Annotated in this window: 16 protein-coding genes; 11 read left to right on the top strand and 5 right to left on the bottom strand. The window is 39.2% G+C overall.

Annotation, left to right across the window (positions count from 1 at the left end):
• Positions 1 to 5: 5 nt before the first annotated feature.
• Entirely contained in the window at positions 6 to 2,126 is a 2,121-nt protein-coding gene (gene recG / locus D9O48_RS02725) for an ATP-dependent DNA helicase RecG (protein WP_233589161.1), read from the bottom strand.
• Between the two features lie 21 nt (positions 2,127 to 2,147).
• The gene (locus tag D9O48_RS02730) at positions 2,148 to 3,818 is read right to left on the bottom strand and encodes a hypothetical protein (RefSeq protein WP_126970331.1); all 1,671 of its coding nucleotides are present in this window, start codon (positions 3,816 to 3,818) and stop codon (positions 2,148 to 2,150) included.
• Positions 3,819 to 4,011: 193 nt separating this feature from the next.
• On the opposite strand from D9O48_RS02730, the gene D9O48_RS02735 reads away from it, so the two are divergent.
• From D9O48_RS02735 to D9O48_RS02750, 4 genes are read left to right on the top strand one after another with little or no spacing between them, the layout of a single operon-like run.
• A complete protein-coding gene (locus D9O48_RS02735; RefSeq protein WP_126970333.1) occupies positions 4,012 to 4,914 on the top strand; it encodes a decaprenyl-phosphate phosphoribosyltransferase in 903 nt (300 codons plus the stop codon).
• Positions 4,914 to 6,248 carry an FAD-binding oxidoreductase gene (locus D9O48_RS02740; protein WP_126970335.1) on the top strand — a complete coding sequence of 445 codons (1,335 nt, stop codon included), beginning with the start codon at positions 4,914 to 4,916 and terminating at the stop codon, positions 6,246 to 6,248. Before D9O48_RS02735 ends, D9O48_RS02740 begins: the two co-directional genes overlap by 1 nt.
• A gap of 5 nt (positions 6,249 to 6,253) precedes the next feature.
• Complete coding sequence (locus D9O48_RS02745; protein ID WP_126970337.1) at positions 6,254 to 6,985, top strand: SDR family oxidoreductase; 732 nt, start codon at positions 6,254 to 6,256, stop codon at positions 6,983 to 6,985.
• The gene (locus D9O48_RS02750) at positions 6,982 to 7,572 is read left to right on the top strand and encodes an HAD family hydrolase (protein ID WP_158624795.1); all 591 of its coding nucleotides are present in this window, start codon (positions 6,982 to 6,984) and stop codon (positions 7,570 to 7,572) included. Before D9O48_RS02745 ends, D9O48_RS02750 begins: the two co-directional genes overlap by 4 nt.
• Positions 7,573 to 7,632: 60 nt before the next feature.
• Here the strand turns inward: D9O48_RS02750 and D9O48_RS02755 are convergent, their stop codons facing one another.
• Both D9O48_RS02755 and D9O48_RS02760 read right to left on the bottom strand, forming a co-directional pair.
• Positions 7,633 to 9,480 (bottom strand): PKD domain-containing protein, encoded by a 1,848-nt coding sequence (locus D9O48_RS02755; RefSeq protein ID WP_158624796.1) that lies wholly within the window; start codon positions 9,478 to 9,480, stop codon positions 7,633 to 7,635.
• 332 nt (positions 9,481 to 9,812) lie between these two features.
• Complete coding sequence (locus D9O48_RS02760; protein WP_126970343.1) at positions 9,813 to 10,364, bottom strand: YqgE/AlgH family protein; 552 nt, start codon at positions 10,362 to 10,364, stop codon at positions 9,813 to 9,815.
• 182 nt (positions 10,365 to 10,546) lie between these two features.
• Between D9O48_RS02760 and D9O48_RS02765 the strand changes: the two genes are divergently transcribed.
• A complete protein-coding gene (locus D9O48_RS02765; protein WP_126970345.1) occupies positions 10,547 to 11,941 on the top strand; it encodes a sensor histidine kinase in 1,395 nt (464 codons plus the stop codon).
• On the opposite strand, the gene D9O48_RS02770 is transcribed toward D9O48_RS02765, so the two are convergent.
• On the bottom strand, positions 11,938 to 13,164 hold the full coding sequence (locus D9O48_RS02770) for an S-adenosylmethionine:tRNA ribosyltransferase-isomerase (protein ID WP_233589163.1): 1,227 nt from the start codon (positions 13,162 to 13,164) through the stop codon (positions 11,938 to 11,940). The two genes, D9O48_RS02765 and D9O48_RS02770, sit on opposite strands and share 4 nt — an antisense overlap.
• A 309-nt stretch (positions 13,165 to 13,473) precedes the next feature.
• On the opposite strand from D9O48_RS02770, the gene D9O48_RS02775 reads away from it, so the two are divergent.
• Genes D9O48_RS02775 through mraY form a run of 6 tightly spaced genes read left to right on the top strand, consistent with a single transcriptional unit; the run spans position 13,474 to position 20,183 of the window.
• Entirely contained in the window at positions 13,474 to 13,953 is a 480-nt protein-coding gene (locus D9O48_RS02775; RefSeq protein WP_126970347.1) for a division/cell wall cluster transcriptional repressor MraZ, read from the top strand.
• Entirely contained in the window at positions 13,943 to 14,872 is a 930-nt protein-coding gene (gene rsmH / locus D9O48_RS02780; protein WP_126970349.1) for a 16S rRNA (cytosine(1402)-N(4))-methyltransferase RsmH, read from the top strand. The genes D9O48_RS02775 and rsmH overlap by 11 nt, the downstream gene beginning before the upstream one ends.
• Before the next feature lie 2 nt (positions 14,873 to 14,874).
• Positions 14,875 to 15,207 carry an FtsL-like putative cell division protein gene (locus D9O48_RS02785; RefSeq protein WP_233589164.1) on the top strand — a complete coding sequence of 111 codons (333 nt, stop codon included), beginning with the start codon at positions 14,875 to 14,877 and terminating at the stop codon, positions 15,205 to 15,207.
• 22 nt (positions 15,208 to 15,229) lie between these two features.
• Positions 15,230 to 17,368 (top strand): penicillin-binding protein, encoded by a 2,139-nt coding sequence (locus D9O48_RS02790; protein WP_126970351.1) that lies wholly within the window; start codon positions 15,230 to 15,232, stop codon positions 17,366 to 17,368.
• 12 nt (positions 17,369 to 17,380) lie between these two features.
• Complete coding sequence (locus D9O48_RS02795) at positions 17,381 to 18,847, top strand: UDP-N-acetylmuramoyl-L-alanyl-D-glutamate--2,6-diaminopimelate ligase (RefSeq protein WP_126970353.1); 1,467 nt, start codon at positions 17,381 to 17,383, stop codon at positions 18,845 to 18,847.
• Positions 18,848 to 18,905: 58 nt separating this feature from the next.
• Positions 18,906 to 20,183, top strand: coding sequence for a phospho-N-acetylmuramoyl-pentapeptide-transferase (mraY, locus tag D9O48_RS02800; protein WP_126970355.1), 1,278 nt, complete (start codon positions 18,906 to 18,908; stop codon positions 20,181 to 20,183).
• Positions 20,184 to 20,245 lie beyond the last annotated feature (62 nt).

Raw genomic sequence — 20,245 nt, forward strand, 5'->3', positions numbered from 1 at the left:
ACAAATTAGGAAATTTTGCTCCAGGCAGTTCTTCCTTTGAGTGTATGTAAATATGTTTTCAAGGATTGGTGGATGGGTTGCGATAAATCAGGGTCTTTTTCTAAAACCCTGGTAGCGATCTGTTGTGCCAGCAGTAACCATTCACGGTCATTAGCGATACTGGCAATTTTAAAGTTGAGTGCGCCGCTCTGACGCGTACCTTCAATGTCTCCCGGTCCTCTGAGCTCCAGATCTTTCTCTGCTATTTTGAAGCCATCATTGGTAGCGCACATGATTTTCATCCGTTCCGAACCTTCATTACTCAGTTTGCTGCCGGTGATCAGTATACAATAACTCTTTTCCGCTCCACGTCCCACCCGTCCTCTCAACTGGTGTAACTGGGATAAACCGAATTTTTCTGCACTTTCAATAACCATTACACTGGCATTCGGTACATCTACCCCCACTTCGATTACCGTAGTGGCTACCATTATTTGAGTATCATTCGTCTTAAAACGTTGCATGTTGGTTTCACGGATATCCAGGGGTTGTTTTCCGTGAACCATGCTGATCCAGTACTTAGGCTCCGGAAAGTAAGCTTTTACGTTCTCATAACCCTTCATCAGGTTTTCGTAGTCGAGTTTTTCCGATTCTTCGATGAGCGGGAATATAATGTAAGCCTGACGGCCTTTCTGTACTTCATTTTTGATAAAATCCATCACCTGCGAACGCGCTGATTCCTGCCGGTGCACGGTAGTAATAGGTTGCCGGTTCGGGGGTAGTTCATCCATTACACTGTAATCTAAATCTCCATAAGCGGTCATCGCCAACGTTCTCGGAATCGGGGTTGCCGTCATTACGAGCATGTGCGGTGGAATGCTGGCTTTTTTCCACAACTTTGCTCTTTGTGCTACTCCGAACCGGTGTTGTTCGTCAACAATGGCCAGACCAAGATTTTTAAATTGTACGGTATCTTCGATGATTGCATGTGTTCCTACCAGCAATTGAATTTCACCGTTGGCCAGAGATTCCAGTATTTTTCTGCGTTCTTTTGTTTTTGTGGCGCCGGTTAATATCCGGGCATTCAGCGGTAAATCGCCTAATAGTTTTTTTATTCCCTGAAAATGTTGGCGGGCTAATATTTCGGTAGGCGCCAGCATGCAGGCCTGAAACTGATTGTCTACCGCTAGCAACATCGCCAGCAAAGCCACTATCGTTTTTCCACTTCCTACATCTCCCTGTAGCAAACGGTTCATTTGCGCGCCGCTTCCTACATCTTTTCTGATTTCTTTCAGTACTCTTTTCTGCGCACCTGTGAGCTCAAATGGTAAATGTTTCGCATAAAAAGTATTGAAATAGTCACCAACCTGTGAAAATACTACTCCTTTAGAATAGCGCTGACGTTCGAGACGAATCAAACCCAGCCGTAACTGTGCTATAAAAAACTCTTCAAATTTGAAACGATTGACTGCCTGCTGATACATTTCCTGTGAAGGAGGAAAATGGATCGCGCAAATCGCCTGATAACGTGGAATCAGGTTTAATTTTTCGATTATGTATGCAGGTAAGTTTTCGGGAAAGTCTTTTTCCGAAAGCATTAAAAATAATGACTGTGTCAATTGAGCTAACTGACGTCCGCCAAGCCCACGGGCTTTTAATTTTTCTGTACTGGAGTAAACAGGCTCCAGAAAAGATTTGGCCTCCGGCTGTGAAGCATTGGCTGGTTCCAGTTCAGGATGAGAAATCTGTGCCTGATACTGGAAAAAAGAAACTTTTCCATAAGCTCTGTAAACATCACCGACGATTAAAGCTTTTTCTACCCAGGGAATGCCCTGAAACCATACCAGTTCAATCGCACCGCCGGATTTGTCTTGTAATTGAGCAACCAGCCTGCGGCCTCTTTTTTCTCCGATAATTTCTTTTTTCACAATTCGTCCTGTTACCTGTACAAAATCGTCTTGTGGCGTAATTGAAAGAATCGGAGTGATTTTGGTTTTATCAATGTGTTTAAAAGGGAAATGCTCTATCAGATCCTTAAACGTGAAGATTTGTAATTCTTTCTTTAACAAATCTGCACGTTGAGGACCTACACCCTTCAGATATTCAATCGGGCTATTGAGTATATTATTCTGGTTAGAAATAATCAATCGGTTTCTACCGCAAATATACTATTCATTATTTTCTAATACTTCGTTGTTTGTAGAATCGGTGATATGTTTTGGATTGATATACACTTCCACCCATGCGTGTTGGGTAGGTTTGCGTGGTGCTACAAAACGGTCGGCCAGTTTATATTTTTCCTGTAACTTTTCTCTGAGTATGTAAGGATAGAAGTTATTCAGGTAAGGGATATATTCGTATAAAACGATATCGTAATAATCATCTTCGATACGTTGGATAAACATATTGGTTTCGCGTTCAAACATTCCTACACCCTTATGAAACCATAGCGGGTAGTGTGAACCGGTTTCTAGTGCAAACGGTACTTCTGCTGCTAATGGGGTCAGTTCGGTCATGTTCAACACTTTCAGGTCTTTTCCATTTTTTACCAGATCCATATTCATAAAGCGTTCTATGCCATCAGCGGTTGAATTGGGAACCATTATTTTTTCAAATGATTTCAGATTTGGAACACGCCATTCACTGAGCGGAATTTCGGTAGTATCCAATTCAATCATGTAAGTATTTCTGTCCACTACGGTAGCGTAATTATATCCTTCATGCGCTTCGTAAGTATATTCCTTGTTGTTTTTTAACAGAAATCTTTCAATGTATCTGAAGTAAATATGACTCCAGGTTAATAATATTCCCAGCGTTGTAATAATAATTACTTTGGGCTGGTTGAAATTGATTTTAGTGATTAACCCGATCAGATAAAGTATATAAATGACTGAAAAGCTATGGAAGAAGATATTATTGTCGAGTGGAACATAACTGGTTACCTGAAAAATAGCCGCCTGGGCTAAAATTCCTAAGCTCAAAAGCGTGAAAAGTACCAGCGGACGGTCATTCCAGAAACTTTTCCATTGACGGATAATAGCAATCAGCAGAACGGCAATCAGGAAGAGATAAAATTTAATCCATTGTGATTGCAGCAAAAATTCTTTAATGATATCAGTGATTGACATTCTGGATGAATGTGGGAACTGTCCATGATTAAACCAGTAACCGAAATCATATTTTAGTAAAGGTAGAATAATGATTAAACCTGTAGCTAAAAAAGCAGTCAAATAAATAGCAAGGGGTTTCCATGCTTTTTTCTGAATGAGGTCATAAGCCAGTAACGCAATACAGATCAATAATGCTAATCCGCCACCGTCTTGTTTGGTAAAGAACGAGAAGAAGGTGAAAACACCGGCTCCGGCGAGCCAGATCCATCCGAAACGCTTTAATACGGTTGTTTTCAGATAAGCAGTTAACATCGCCAGTGCCACCAGTTCATACATGATTACCGTATGATTATACCATGGCCAATAGTTTGAGAATGAGTAAGATAATACAAAAACTAAAACTCCTGTAAAGCGTATTCCGTAAGGAAGTTCTAAGTTTCTCCCGATTGCACGAAAAGATAATCCTGCGATAATATTGATAAATGCCTGTGCTTTTATCAGAGTAAAAAGCTGAGCACCAAAGAATTTAAAGAAAACTGCCGGAATTACCCAGTACATATATCCGACCGGCATTCCGAAATCTTTATAGGGCATTTCGCCCTGCATCAGGCGATAAGCCCCCTCCCACGATAAAAAAATGTTGATTCTATAAGGTAAAGTGGTAAAAACCGGAATGAGTGCGGCTACCACTATAATAGTAATCTCTGCAATAGATATTAATCTTTTCATAGCTTTGAGGTCTGATATCATGTTTGTATGCAAAAATAAACAGCAAATAACGCTTATTTATACTACAAAAATGGGATCGGGCAATTTTTTGATACAAAAATCAGTTTAAGACGATGGTTTTTGGGTAAATTAACGAAGCTTACCAAATCAATAACTAATTTTACAGCTGTATATTGCAAAAAGATAAAAGTTCATGAAGCATTATATTAAACTACTTCGCCCTAAAGATTGGGCTAAAAACCTTTTTCTGTTTATTCCTTCTTTTTTTGCGGGCAAGCTGTTTCATCCTCAGTCGCTGATTCTCCAATTTGAATGGCTGATCGGAGGCTTTTTTGCATTCAGCTTCCTGGCAAGTAGTATTTATATTATCAATGATTATCGGGATGTGGAGGATGACAGAAAACATCCTCAGAAAAAATTCAGACCCATTGCTTCAGGTAAAGTAAAGAAAAATGTTGCCCTGCTGATCAGTATTGCTTTGATGATACTCGGTTTCGGAATCAGTTACTTACTCGATAATTCAGGTAAATTCCTGTTTATCACTTTACTGTATTATATACTGAATATGGGTTACTGCTTTGGATTAAAAAATATATCCATCGTCGATATTCTGATTGTGAGTACAGGGTTCGTATTGCGCGTTAAAGGTGGTGCGGAGTTGGGTAAAGTGGATATTACCGAATGGTTAACAATTATGACTTTTCTGTTAGCACTATTTATGGCAATTGCTAAACGAAGAGATGATGTAATGCTGAAAGTTTCTACCGGCGCAGAAATGCGTAAATCTATGAAAGGATATTCTTTAGAATTTTTGAATACGCTGCTCGGCCTCTTCTGTGCAATTCTGATCGTTTCTTATATTAACTATACAGTATCCGGTGCACTTTATCATCAGTTCGGACATCGTTTGTATTATACTTCTTTGTTCGTGATTGCCGGAATTATGCGATATTTGCAAATCACCTTTGTGCTTAATAAGGCTGGTTCGCCAACAGAAATCCTATACAAAGACCGATTTATTCAAATTACCCTCCTTCTATGGGTCATCAGCTTTTATGTGATTCTGTATATGAAGGATGTAACCATATTTCAATAATGAGAAAGAATATTGCAAACTGGGGTAACTACCCGGTGATCGAATCGGATGAACGTCAGTTTACCTTTAAAGAACAATTGAGTCCTTTAGTAAAAGGTGCAAAAAAGTTTATTCCTCGTGGAAACGGACGTTGTTATGGTGATGCTTCCCTGGAAGATGAAACAATTTCTACTTTAAAATATAATAAGGCGCTGGCATTTGATACAAAAAACGGTGTATTCAAATGTGAAAGCGGGATGTTACTGGAAGAAGTGCTGGAAATAATTGTTCCGAAAGGATGGTTCTTACCCGTAACTCCCGGAACTAAATATATTACGATCGGTGGAGCAGTAGGAAGTGATGTACATGGAAAAAACCACCACGTTGACGGCAGTTTTTCAAATCACATCGTTGAAATGGAGCTGATGCTGGCCGATGGTTCGTTAATGGTTTGTTCACCTGTAGTACACCCTGATTTGTTTGAAGCTACCTGTGGTGGAATGGGGCTGACAGGAGTTATTACAACCGTTACCTTCAATCTTAAAAAGATTGAAACCGCTTATATCAAACAAAAGCAAATCAAAGCAAAAAATCTTGAAGAAATTATAGAGCTTTTTGAAAAATATAAGGATGCTACCTATTCTGTAGCCTGGATTGATTGTTTGAAAAAAGGCAAAGGATTTGGCAGAAGTATCCTGATTTTAGGTGAACATGCTACCATAGAGGATTTACCAGCTGCAAAAAAAGCAAATCCGCTTTATCTGAAACCGAAAGGAAAAATTCCTTTTCCGTTTACACTACCTTCATGGGTATTGAACCAGTTTACCATCTCGGTGTTTAACTTCTTATATTACGGCAAAAACTTTAAACGTGTAATTGATAACGTTGTACCTTATGAACCGTTTTTTTATCCGTTGGATGTTGTTCAGAACTGGAACAGAGGCTATGGAAAAAAAGGTTTTGTACAATATCAGTTTGTTTTACCATTAGAAGCGAAACAAGGTTTGGTGGATATACTGAAAAAAATCAGTGATAAAGGATTGGCTTCGTTTCTTGCTGTGTTAAAAGTTTTTGGTAAACAAGACAGCCTTATTTCTTTTCCGAAAGAAGGTTATACACTTGCATTGGATATTCCGATCAGAGACGGTTTGTTCGAATTTTTAGATGAACTTGATCAGATCGTATTACAGTATGGCGGGCGCTTGTATATGAGTAAAGATGCCAGAATGAGACCATACGTATTAGAAGCCGGTTACCCTCGCTTAGACGAATTTAAATCTATTGTTAAAAAATATAATCCGGATCATAAAATCAAATCTATTCAATCAGACCGTTTACGTCTGACATCAAAATAAATAATATGCCTTCTGTTTTAATATTGGGTGCAGCTTCTGACATGGCCATTGCCATCGCAAAAAAATATGCGTCTGAAAACTATCAGGTGCTTTTAGCCGCACGAAATGTAAACCGTTTAGATGCTTTACAGGCAGATATGAATATTCGCAGTAATGCACAATGCAGTTTACATGAGTTTGATGCTACTGACTTTCAATCACATGCTTCCTTCTGGAACTCATTACCGGTAAAACCTTCTATCACTATTTGTGTATTCGGTTATTTGGGTGATCAGGAAAAAGCAATGACCGATTGGAACGAATCAGAAAAAATTATTCAGGCGAATTATACCGGAGCTGTTTCGATTTTGAACATTGCTGCACAATATTATATCAGTCAGCAGTCAGGTACAATAGTAGGTATCAGTTCTGTTGCCGGCGAACGGGGACGTCAGAGTAATTATATCTACGGTTCAGCCAAAGCCGGTTTTACCGCTTATCTGGCCGGATTGAGAAACCGTTTGTTTCACTCGGGTGTTCATGTAGTATCTGTTCAACCGGGTTTTGTAAATACACAAATGACAGCTCATCTGAAATTGCCACCATTATTGACTGCTGAACCGAAAGAAGTAGCAGATGCTGTTTACAGTGCTGTAGTAAAAAAGAAGAATACCATTTATGTGAAATGGTTCTGGAGATGGATTATGCTGATTATTAAAATGGTACCGGAATTTATTTTCAAAAAAATGAAAATGTGAGAAAAATCGCTTTTTTCGACTTTGATGGAACAATTACAACAAAAGATACTTTTGTTGAAGTGATTAAATATGCGAAAGGTAAATTCAGGTGTTATCTGGGATTTGCCTTTTTGAGCCCTTATATTGTAGGGTTTAAATTGAAAATTATTTCCAATCAAAGAGCAAAAGAAAGAGTGCTGAGATGGTTTTTCAGAAAAATGCCCCAACAGCAGTTTGAGAATATATGTCAGGGATTTGCTGAAGAGTATCTGCCTACATTGTTAAGACCGAAAGCTATTGTGGAAATTGATGCGCTGATTGGTGAAGGAACTGAAGTAGTGATTGTTTCTGCTTCGCCGCAAGACTGGATTATTCCATGGGCGCAGGAACGCAATATTCCGGTATTAGCCTCACGTTTAGCGTATAAAGACCTGCGTGTTACCGGAAAATTAATTGGAAAGAATTGCAGGGGCACCGAAAAAGTAAAAAGAATCGTAGCTCAATATAATCTTGATGACTATGATGAAATTTATGCATATGGTGATACAAGTGGAGATACACAAATGTTATCAATAGCCGATAAGAAGTTTTATAAACCGTTCAGATAAAAAAAAGGAAATCCCTATCGATTTCCTTTTTTTACACAACTATAACAACTAATAACTATCTTAAAGTTTCATAATTTTTGCAGAGTGCCTTATTCCTGTGGGCTCAATCCATTCAATGAGATACGCTCCCGGTGTTAAATTTGAAAGATCGAATTCCTTCACATAAACGCCACCCTGGTGTTGAATATTATGTGTTTGTAATAATTTTCCTGATAAATTGTAGATCCTCACTATATGAATTCCTTTTGAGCTGCTGGAAATATGCAAATTTGTTTTGGATACTACAGGGTTGGGATGAATTTTCCATTGATTGCCTGTATGAATATCATTGCTGATAACCGTAATAACAGGTGTCAGTTCATTCCATCCGCTTACACTACTAACAGCCCGGATACGATAAAAAGCTTTTCCGGGGGCACGTTCATTTTTAAAAACAAATTGCCGCGTTAATTTGTCTGTTTCCTGATGTTGTACTTCGTAAATCGGTTTAAAATGAACACCGTCTTCACTGATTTCTACTATCTGCAGGTTCGGTTCAAAACTTTCGTATATACCCCAGGTTAAGGTATGAGTATTTCCTTCGGCTTTGCCTCTGAGTGGTTGAAATCTTACCGGTAATATTTCATTGTAAGCGTCAAATGATACGGTATCGATGGTAATGGCTCCGAGATTATCGGTAGCCGAAAACCTGAATTTGTAAATTCCGTTCGAAATATTGCTGACTTCTGCTACGGGGGCATCTGCACTTTTCAATTGAATACTTGAGGGGCCGCTGATCTGTTCCCATGAATAAGCCACTACTTTACCGTCCGGATCATAAGTTCTTACACCGTTTAGTTCAAGCTGGGCTGTTTCTGCTATTGCCGGTACTATTGTTTGCGTAATTGGTGGAATGTTTGGTACAGAGGTGTTCACTACATTAATGCGAACAGTATCAAAGGTCCAGTCGGCACGGTCATCTACCACTTTTAATTGATATACGTAGGTGCCGGTGGTGGATAACCCAGAGATCGTTGTTTGTCCGCTTTCAGACACAGGTGTAACAATATTTCCTCCGGTTGGCCCGCTGAGTTTTGTCCAGATATAACGAACTATCTTTCCATCTGTATCGGTGCTTTTGGCTCCGCTTAGTGTAGCGGTTGTTGTGGTGGCAGTTGAAATGGTAAGGTCTTTTCCTGCATTTGCGAAAGGACGCTTGTTGGTTGGTTTGCTACGGTCCTGTCCTAAAAACCACTCATAGATATTCGGGTTTTGCCAGGAGTAGGCTGAGTCATACATTCTGTCCCAGATGCCATGCCCTCCGTCTGACCAGATGGTCATATACGGATCGTTTTCTGGTTTGGCATTTCTGATGGTAGCAATCGCACCAGTGGTACAACCTACCGATACGGAACCGTCATTGTTGGCGTGAAATGCCCAGGTAGGAACATTTGCTTTAGCAATGTTGGTGTAGTCAATACCCTGACAGGTACCACATCCAACTCCTAATGCAGAAAGTTGTGCTGCATTGGTTTTGCTGGTTCCAGACCAGTACCAGGAGCCACCTCCGCCTAAACTAATACCGGTTAAAATAATTCTGTTGGGGTCTACGTTCAGATTTTCTTTAGCGTAACGGATCATTTCGTCTACGTAGAATAATTGCCAGAAACTGTAGCCGCTGTTCAGCTGCGGAGATAATACCAAAAAGGATTGCCATCGGCCATTCCAGAAAAATTTCATTTTATGGCCGCGGTTGATGGTTTTGGGAACACCGTTCGATAACACACGGTTCATTTCCGTGGTACCGTTACCTCGTTCGCCAATACCGTGTAAGAAAATGATTAATGGATACTTTTCGTCTCGTTTTTCGTCGTAATCATCGGGTGTAAATTCATAAAAGCCAATTTGTTGGCCATTTGTTGCTTTCATGCTTTTTGCAACATGCGTTTGTAGATACGACTTAAAAGGGATTAATAGAAGTAACAAGAGTAAAATGTTCTTCATAAGGTTCGGGATTTCTGTAAACAATACGGATTCGAATCAGTAACAATACTGATCTATAGGGATTAAAATATGGTACAAGGGATTACTCGGTGGCTAATGAAAACAGATCACGGATTAAAATTAATTAAGGTCATAGGGTTGCTTTTAGATTGATTCAAAAATATATTTCAACCCTTGCTAATAAAAGCGTATAAATGCTGATTTTCTCTACCTGGTAAAAATACGGTCTGGTTAACTACTTGATAAATAGAAGAATACTAATTTAAGCTGGGGTCGATGGGGTAGTTGGAAAGTTGAGCATAATCGCCTCCTTTCTCGTGCAGGGCCTGCGTCCAGATTTGTTTTGCGGGAGTATTAAAGATTAAAGGAATATTTCCGTCACCGATCACCCATGACTTTTCTGCCAGCTCATTATCCAGCTGTCCGATTTCCCAGCCTGCATAACCGATAAAAAATTTGATTTCAGAAAGCTGAATCAGACCTTCCCGGATACAGTTGATAGCCTGCTCAAAATCTCCACCCCAGAATAAGTTATTGCCAAGCGGAAAGCTGTCCGGAATCATATCTTCGCGGGTATGCAGAAAATGAACGGTATCAATGTTTACCGGCCCGCCAAGAAACAAAGGAATCTGAAGGTCATCAATATTGTACATTAATTCATTCAGCGACTTATGGTAAGGTTTATTAATCATGAAACCAATCGTTCCCTTATCCTGATGTGTACAAATCAAAACAACAGACCGGCTGAAAGAAGGATCTTTCATGAATGGTTCAGCAATTAATAAACTACCTGATTGAATTACGTCCATATAACAAATTTAACAAACTTGTTTAGAAAAAGTTATAAAATGATGTTGAAATGGTTTACAGAATTCTAAAACTCTGTTAAATGATTTGTATTTCAGGTACGAAAAATAGTTAAGTAATCATTATCTTTAATTTTGTGTTTTAGCTGCTGTGAGAGATAAAATGAAGGAGGAGGTGCAGCGCAATGGCGAAAATTTTAAAAAGAAATACTTTGCAGATAAGGAAACTATTTCCCATTATTTTTATTCTGATTACTTTATCCTTGTTAGGAACTTTCTATGTACAATATAGTTGGTTGAAAACGATGGGACAGGTTTCGGAACAACAGTTTGAAGATAAAATATCAGCTTCACTGAAGAATGTGTCGGATCAGTTAACGACTCAGCGTTCAAACTATTCTTCTTTAAAGGGGTTCAGGCCCAGAAGTGGTTTGAGCTGGCCTTCTGCTGAATCATTACAGCGTGAACTGATGCGCCCGCTTACCGTGTCGCAACGATTCACAGTTTCTGAGGTGGAAGAAAAGCTAAGAAAAGAGTTTGATAATGTAGGGCTTAAAGATCTTGAGTTTGAATTCGCTATTACTTCTAATATTGGTTTTATCGCTTCGGAAATTAAGAGTAAAAATTTCATAAAACTTGTTTTAAACCATACGAGTTCGGATAATCCGTCAACACTGTTGATCAAGTATCCGATGGTAGCCCCATCAGGTACTGACTTCGAAAACTTAACGCCCGATGAAATGTTTTCGTTGATTGTTCCGAATGTGAAACGTGTATTGTATGAGAGTATGCGCGGTAAAATTATTCTGGCAATCGTTTGTTCGCTCATTATTATGGCCGGTTTCTATGTAACCATCATTGCGTTGATCCGTCAGAAAAAACTGAGCGAAATAAAGAATGACTTTATCAATAATATGACTCACGAGTTCAAAACACCTTTAGCTACTATTTCATTAGCGGTAGATGCTTTGAACAATCCGAAAGTATTACAGAGCTCCGATAAGATGCATTATTTTACAAATGTAATTAAGGAGGAGAATAAGCGAATGAATAAGCACGTTGAAACGATTTTACAAGCCGCTGTAACAGATAAACAGGAAATGCAGTTGAATCGTCAACCATTACGTGTTCATGAAATTCTTGAAGAGCTGGTCACTAAATATGAATTGCAGGTAAATGACAAAAACGGTGTTTGTGATTTATTTCTCAATGCCGGAAGGGATAATATCGAAGGAGACCCGGTTCACTTCCGGAATATGTTGTCGAACCTGATCGACAATGCTGTAAAGTATTCGGAAGAAAACCTGCATATAAAAATATCCACTTTAAGCTTAAAGAAATCAATTGTTATAAAAATTGAAGACAACGGTATCGGTATGTCGAAAGAAACCGTAAAGCGTATTTTCGAGAAGTTTTACCGCGCGCACACCGGTAATTTACATAACGTAAAAGGTTTCGGTCTGGGCTTGAGTTATGTGAAAACAATGGTGGATGCACATAACGGAAAAATAAGAGTAGACTCTGCGGTAGGAAAGGGTACTACTTTTACCCTTGAATTTCCGTTGAAGCCACTTTATTAAGGTTCCAGGTAACAACCGTCGCCATAACTTAAAAATCTGAAATCGTTTGCTAAAGCAAACTCATACATTTCTTTCCATTCCTTTCCGATAAAAGCCGCAATTAATAGTAGTAAAGTAGATTGCGGCTGGTGAAAGTTCGTCACCAATCCTTTCACAATTTTAAATTGATAACCAGGCGTGATCAGTAGTTGCGTCTTGGTGATCAGTTGTGTTTTTCCCTCTGCTTTCAACAGGTTTAGCAAGGCTTGCAGGGCATTGGCAACGGCAATCTTTTTTTCTTCCAGTTCATAGGCATCCCATTGCAATACTATCAGATCCTGACTGTTCATGTGAGGATGCAAAACAGCTTTTACCCCCAGCCAATACAAGCTTTCAATCGTACGTAAACTGGTCGTTCCTACAACAATCACATGGCGGCTTAGGTGCGCCAGCAAATTTTCTATAGTGCCTGTATTTACTTCTATAAATTCCTGGTGCATCTCGTGCCCCTCGAGTGTAGCCGATTTTACAGGTAAAAAGGTACCTGCTCCTACATGTAGTGTAACATAATCGGTTGAAATGCCCGAAGCGGCAATATTACTTAATACTTCATTGGTAAAATGTAATCCGGCAGTTGGCGCAGCCACTGAGCCTTCCTGTTTGGCAAAAACAGTTTGATACCGGTCTTCATCTGCTTTGGTAGCTTCCCGTTTTATATAGGGCGGCAAGGGAATTTTGCCGGCATCCTGTAACAGTTCCGCAAAAGTAACGGTGTCATCATTCCATTCTAATGCTACCGTGTAATGATTACTGTTTTTGCGAATGAAAGTGGCGTGTAATGTAATGGACCTGCTCTTTTTTTCAATTGTTTTTTCAAGTACTAAATCTTCGCTCCATTTACTCACTCCGCCAATAAAACAGTTCCATATTGCTTTGCCCTTTTGCTGCATAGCAGTGGTGATATCAATAGCTGAAGCCGGTTCAAGACAAAAAATTTCAATTTTAGCACCGGTGGATTTGTAAAACAGTAAACGGGCGGCTACAACTCTGGTATTATTGAAAATCATCAGTGCCGGAGCCGGTAGATGGCGATACAGGTTTTTGTAGTTGTCAATTTCCCATTTCCCTTTTTTATTCACCAGCAGTTTTGATGCATCACGCTGCTCCAAAGGTTGATATGCAATTCTTTCATTAGGTAAATTGTATTGATAATCAGCAATTGATATGTTTTTCGGATGCACCATTGTTCACATTTGATTTCTATGCAAGATATCTACATTTTTTTAAAATAAAATACCTCATTTACAGGGCTTTAGAGTAGCTGCCGGCAGCTTGATTCACATCGGTTTTTGGCTTATTCACATTTTTAAAATAAATATTCACACTTAATTAACATGCGTATTTGTTGAATAAATGATATTTAAATAATTGATTAATAATTGTTTAAGTATTATAAATTGTTAATGTGTTGTGGATAAATAAAAAACGAAAAAATTTTATAAAAAAGTGGGGGAAAGTGTTATTTTGTGGTAGAAAGTGGTAGAAAATCCCAAATGAGAGGTCTCGGATCATATATCGTCTCGATTGATGCTAAAAATCGCATCGTTTTACCTGTCGGAATTCGTAAGAATCTGGCCGAGAAGGAGAGTTATGTGATTATTCATAAGGGGTATGATGACTATTTGTATTTGTATACTCCTGAGCAGTGGGGTCCTGAATATAATCGTCTGATGCAGTTGGATGATTATGATACTGATGAAAAGGCTGTAAAGCGTTGGGTGTTTAATGATCTGATAGAAGCAGAGTTGGATAGTGCCGGTAGAATTCTGATCAGTAAAGAATTGAAGGAGTATGCGAAGATTATTAAAGAAATGAAAATTACTTCACTGGGCGACCGCTATGAAATATGGGCAGAAGAGGTGAAAGCTGAATCTGAGCGGGTGATGACGGCTGCTGAAATGAAAGAGATAGCGAAAAAGGTAATGAAGTCGAAGCCGAAGTTTAAAAAAGAGGAGGGCGGTAATGGAGAATAATGAGGAGTCTGGTGAAGTGTACCACGTGCCCGTGTTGCTGGAAGAGGTGTTGGAGGGATTGGCAATAAAACCGGATGGTATTTATGTGGATTGTACGTTCGGTGGTGGTGGTCATTCGAAAGAGATATTGAAGCGCTTGAATGAGAAGGGAAGATTGATTGCTTTTGATCAGGATGCAGATGCGCAGAGAAATATTCCGGATGATCCGCGGGTTTTGTTTTTACCGCACAATTTCAGGCATATTCATCGTTTTCTGCGCTTACATAAAATTCCTCCTGTAGATGGTTTGCTGGCAGATCTCGGAGTGAGTAGTCATCAGTTTGATGAAGCGGAAAGAGGGTTTTCGATAAGATTTGATGCGCCGATGGATATGAGAATGGATGCGAGGCAGGAAAAAACGGCTTATGATGTTTTGATGCGAAAGTCAGAGTTGGGATTGCATAAGATGTTTGAACGATATGGTGAGGTTACGAATGCAAAAACACTGGCAAAAACAATTGTGGAGGTAAGGCGTACAGTGTCGTTGAAAACAATTGAGAATTTTAAGCAGGCAGTGCAGCATATTGTAAAAGGTAATCCTAATAAATATTTCGCCCAGGTGTTTCAGGCATTGCGTATAGAAGTGAATGATGAATTAGGCGTGTTGAAAGAGTTGTTACAGCAATTGCCGGAGGTGTTGAAAGAGGGTGGACGTGCTGCTATTATTACGTTTCATTCTCTGGAAGACAGGTTGGTGAAAACTTATTTTAAAAAAGGTGATTTTGAAGAGGTGGAAGATGTGTATGATTTATATGGAGATTCCGGTAAGAGTGAACATTTTAAATTGGTAAATAAAAAGCCGATTGTAGCCGGTAAAGAAGAGTTGAAGCGTAATCCACGGTCGAGAAGCGCTAAGCTCAGAATCGCAGAAAAGATATAAGCATGACAGAGGTGAATGAAAAAAAGAATAAGAAGTTTAAGATCAGAAAAATCTTAAACCCTCGGGTGAAGAAGGAGGATATTCTCTTCATTATGTTCTTGAGTGTGTTAGGAGTGTTGAATATCGCTAATGTGCATTATGCAACAAAAACAATTAGTAAAGTAGAAAAGTTGAGTCGTGAAGTGAAGGAGTTGCAATATGAATATAAATCATTGAATAGTGAGGTGATGTTCAGAAGTAAGCAGAGTGAGGTGGCAAAGGCGCTGGAGCCGCTGGGGTTGAAAGAATTGAAAGCGCCGCCTTATGTGGTAAAGGATTCGACGGGAAAAAAATAGTTGACTTTTAAACTGAAGAAAATTGGAGCAAAAGAAAGACATATTATGGAGGGTTTATCTCTGCTTTCTTGGCTTGTTGGTGTTCGGTGTGTGTATTTTGGCAAAAGCGGTTTTCATTCAGATGGGTAACGATCGGCATTGGGTGAAGGTGGCTGAACAGCAAAGACAAAGAGTGCAGGAGATAGATGCGGATCGGGGAACAATTTACAGTGAAGATGGAAGTATGTTGAGTACCAGTGTTCCTTATTTTAATATTTATATTGATTTTATGGCTGACGGTCTTCGTCAGAAAAACGGAAAAAGATTTAAAGATAATATAGACTCTTTGTCTTATGGTTTAGCCCGGTTGTTTGGTGATAAATCTGCTCAGGCTTATAAGCAGCAATTAGAACAGGGGTATAAGAAAAAGAGTCGTTATTATTCTTTTAAAAAAAATGTTTCGTTTGAGCAATATAAAAAATTCAGAACACTGCCGTTGGCAAGGTTGGGGCAGAACAGAAGCGGGTTTATTGTTGAAACAAAAGATAAAAGAGTAAACCCTTTTGGTTTGCTGGCAAACAGAACCATTGGTTTATCGAGAGAGTTTATTGATAGTGAGGGAAAGGTGAAAAATACCAACGTAGGTTTAGAGCGGGTATATGATTCTGTGTTGCGCGGAGAAATAGGAACGCAATTGGTTAAAAGAATTGCTCCCGGTGTGTATGCTCCGATTGACGGTTCAGGAATTGAGCCGAAACACGGAAAAGATCTGATAACGACTATCGATGTAAATATTCAGGATATCGCAGAAAATGCATTGTTGAAAATGATGCAGGATAATGAAGCTGAGTGGGGTACGTGTATTGTAATGGAAGTGGCTACCGGTAAAATCAAAGCGATAGCCAATCTGGGAAGAACAGGAGATGGTGGTTATTGGGAAGTTGAGAATTTTGCAATTACCGCTACAGAGCCGGGGTCTACTTTTAAAGTGGCTACTCTGATGGCGGTGTTGGAAGATAAAAAAGTTACACTTGATTCAAAAGTGAATCTGGAAGGTGGAAAATGGAAAGTGAAAAACAGAACCGTATATGATTCAGAACCTCACGGATTGTATGAAGTGACTGTTAAAAAGGCTTTTGAAAGTTCTTCGAATGTCGGAATGGCAAAACTGGTGATGAATCATTATGCGCAATCTCCTCAGAGATTTGTAGATCATCTTACGAAATTAAAGCTCGATCAGTATTCCGGTATTCATTTGACCGGTGAATCGAAGCCGGTAATTAAAAATCCTAAGAACAGAAGTTGGAGCGCGGTTACTTTACCGTGGATGAGTTTTGGGTATGAAGTGTTGGTGAGTCCGCTGCAAACGCTGATGTTATATAATGCGATTGCAAATAATGGTAAAATGATGAAGCCTTATCTGGTGAATGCAGTTACGGAAGGCGGAAATGTTCTGGAAGCTTTTCAGCCAACTGTAATGATAGATAAGATTTGTAGTGAAGAAACGCTCCGGGATATGAAGATTGCTTTGGAAGGAGTTTGTGGTTTGCCTGGAGGAACGGGATATAACTTGTTTTATACTGCTCCGTATAAAGTAGCTGGTAAAACAGGAACGGCATTGGTAGCGAATGGTAGAAGAGGGTACATAGACCGGATTTATCAATCTTCATTTGCAGGTTATTTCCCTGCTAAAAATCCTCAATACAGTTGTATTGTAGTAGTGAAGAATAAACCTTTTGCGAAGAAGTTTTATGGAGCCAGTGTTGCTGGCCCTGTTTTTAGAGAAGTGGCAGACAAACTTTATGCACTTTCGGCTGATAAAGATCGGGATACCCGTAAAATTAAAACGGAAAAAGATTCGCTTTATTATCAGTATGCCGGAAATTCTGAATCATTAAAAACAATCGCAGCAAAACTGAAAATGCAGTTGAATGATTCTACGGGTGTTCATGAGTGGGGGATGATGAAGTCTAAAGCTGATAAGCAGGTCGTGTATGGTCAGCCGGTATGGGAAAATCAAATGCCGGATGTAAAAGGGATGGGATTGAGAGATGCATTAGCGCTATTGGAAGATCTTAATTTAAGAGTAAGGGTGCAGGGCGTTGGAAAAGTGACGACACAGAGCATTCCTTCAGGTACAAAAATACAACAACAGCAAACTGTTTTCTTAGAGTTACAATAAATAGAGTCGGACATGCCAGTATTGCAGGATATATTATATGGTGTAAGCATCAGAGCGGTGCAAGGAGTTGTTGAATCAAATATTGAGCAATTGTGTGTTGATTCCAGAAAGGTTGTACAGGGAAGTGCTTTTATTGCTGTAAGAGGTGTGCATGTAGACGGACACCAGTTTATTAATAAAGCTATTGAGCTGGGAGCTGTAGCCATCATTCTTGAAGAATTGCCGGCTATTACACATAACAATGTTACTTACATTGTTGTGGAGAATACACAGGAGGCTTTGGGAATTATGTCGCATAATTTCTATGACAGACCAACTGATCGCTTAAAGTTAGTAGGAGTAACAGGCACAAATGGCAAAACAACAATTGCCACGTTGCTGTACGAATTGTTTGAAGCGCTGGAATATAAATGCGGTTTGCTGAGTACGGTAGAGAATAGAATTGATGGAAAGGTTATTCCGGCAACACATACTACGCCCGACCCGATTCAACTGAATGAATTGCTGAGTGAAATGGTAAAAGCAGGATGTACTTATGCATTTATGGAGACCAGTTCACATGCAATACACCAGCATAGAATAGCCGGACTTCGTTATGCAGGAGCGATCTTTAGTAACATCACACACGATCATCTGGATTATCATAAAACTTTTGATGAATACATCAAAGTGAAAAAGAAGTTCTTTGACCAGTTAACAAGCGATGCTTTTGCAATCACCAATATTGATGATAAAAGAGGGCTGGTGATGTTACAGAATACGAATGCAAAAAAATATTCTTATTCATTGCAACAGCCGGCAGATTTTAAAGGGAAAATCCTTGAAAATGCATTGAGTGGTTTAATGATGACGGTAGATGGACAGGAAGTGCATTTTAGAATGATTGGTGAATTTAATGCTTATAATTTATTAGCTGTATATGGTGCGGCAGTGGCATTAGGTGAAAATAAACAGGAGGTATTAACCTGTTTGAGTGTATTGAGAGGAGCAGAAGGCAGGTTTGATTATGTGATATCTGTAAAAGATAAAGTAATCGGAATTGTAGATTATGCCCATACACCAGATGCACTTGAAAATGTATTGTCGACAATCAGGAAGTTGAGAAAAGGATATGAATCTGTAATTACTGTGGTAGGATGTGGTGGTGACAGGGATGCTGCAAAAAGACCGATTATGGGTAAAGTAGCGTGTGATTGGAGTGACCGTGTAATCTTTACCTCCGACAATCCGAGAACAGAAGATCCGATTACAATTTTAAAACAAATGGAAACGGATCTGGATGCAGCAGGAAGGAGAAAGTTTATTTCTATTGCCGACCGGAAAGAGGCTATTAAAACGGCTATCAGCCTTGCGAAACCTGAAGATATTATTCTGATAGCAGGTAAAGGGCATGAGAAATACCAGGATATTAACGGTGTGAAACATCCTTTTGATGATAAACAGGTATTGATAGAGTTATTCGAATTTTTAGATAAATAATAATTGACAATATACCGGACGTTTGACGACGGCTCGGAAATATCCAAACAGCTTAATAATGTTGTATTACATTTTTGATTGGTTTAAAGAAATTGGTGTAAGAGTGCCAGGAAGTGCATTGTTTCAATTTATTACTTCCCGTGTACTGATGGCGGTAATTTTATCGCTGGTGATATCAGCTGTATTTGGAAAAAAATTAATTCAAACCCTGCGTAAAATGCAGGTAGGCGAAACGGTAAGAGACTTGGGATTGGCAGGTGAGCAACAGAAAAAAGGAACTCCTACCATGGGTGGTATTATCATTATTCTCGCAATTTTGATTCCCACTTTATTATTAGCGGATTTAGAGAAAGCATATGTTCGGTTAATGATTTTTGCCACCATATGGTTAGGAATAGTAGGTTTTATCGACGATTATCTAAAACTCAGGGCTAAAAAAATTGCTCAGCAACAAGGAATCGCTTATAAAAAAGGAGATAAAGACGGACTGGCAGGATGGTTTAAGGTTTTAGGACAAGTGGTATTAGGTGTAGTGGTTGCTGCTGTTTTGCTGTTTAATGAAAACACTAAAGTGTGGCGTGAATACGAAAGTAGTGAAACCAGTTTACCTGCGAATGTGAAGAAGGTATCGCTGGATGGCAATCCTAAATACTTTGTTGAGGCAAACGAACCTATTACAACAATTCCGTTTGTGAAAAGTCATGAGTTTAATTATTCAAAACTGTTACCGGAGTCGATTCGTGAATATAGCTGGGTTTTATATATGGTCATTGTTATATTTATTATTACAGCCGTTTCAAATGGAGCTAATATAACAGATGGAATTGATGGTCTCGCTACCGGAACCAGTGCGCTGATAGGTGTTTGTTTAGGAATATTTGCCTATGCCAGCGGAAACCTCCGTTTGGCAGAATACCTGAATATCATGTATATCCCTAATCTGGGAGAACTTTCGATTTTTATCGGTGCAATGATTGGAGCCTGTGTCGGATTTTTATGGTACAATGCATACCCCGCTCAGGTATTTATGGGAGATACAGGTAGCTTGACATTGGGAGGTATTATTGCAGCGCTGGCCATTATTGTAAGAAAAGAGTTATTGATTCCTATATTCTGTGGTGTGTTTCTGGTTGAAGTGCTGAGCGTTACATTACAGGTAAGTTATTTTAAATATACCAAAAAGAAGTATGGTGAAGGAAGGCGGATATTTCTGATGAGCCCACTCCATCACCACTATCAGAAGTTAGGTTATCATGAATCTAAAATTGTTACCAGATTCTGGATCGTTACCATTTTATGTGTAGTGTTCTCAATCGTAACAATGAAAATAAGATAAGCCCCTAAAAATATGTTTACTGAAAAACCAACACTTAGGTCTTGATGCGCAAGTTCAGTGAT

The organism is Gynurincola endophyticus (assembly GCF_003991195.1).
GTDB lineage: Bacteria > Bacteroidota > Bacteroidia > Chitinophagales > Chitinophagaceae > Gynurincola > Gynurincola endophyticus.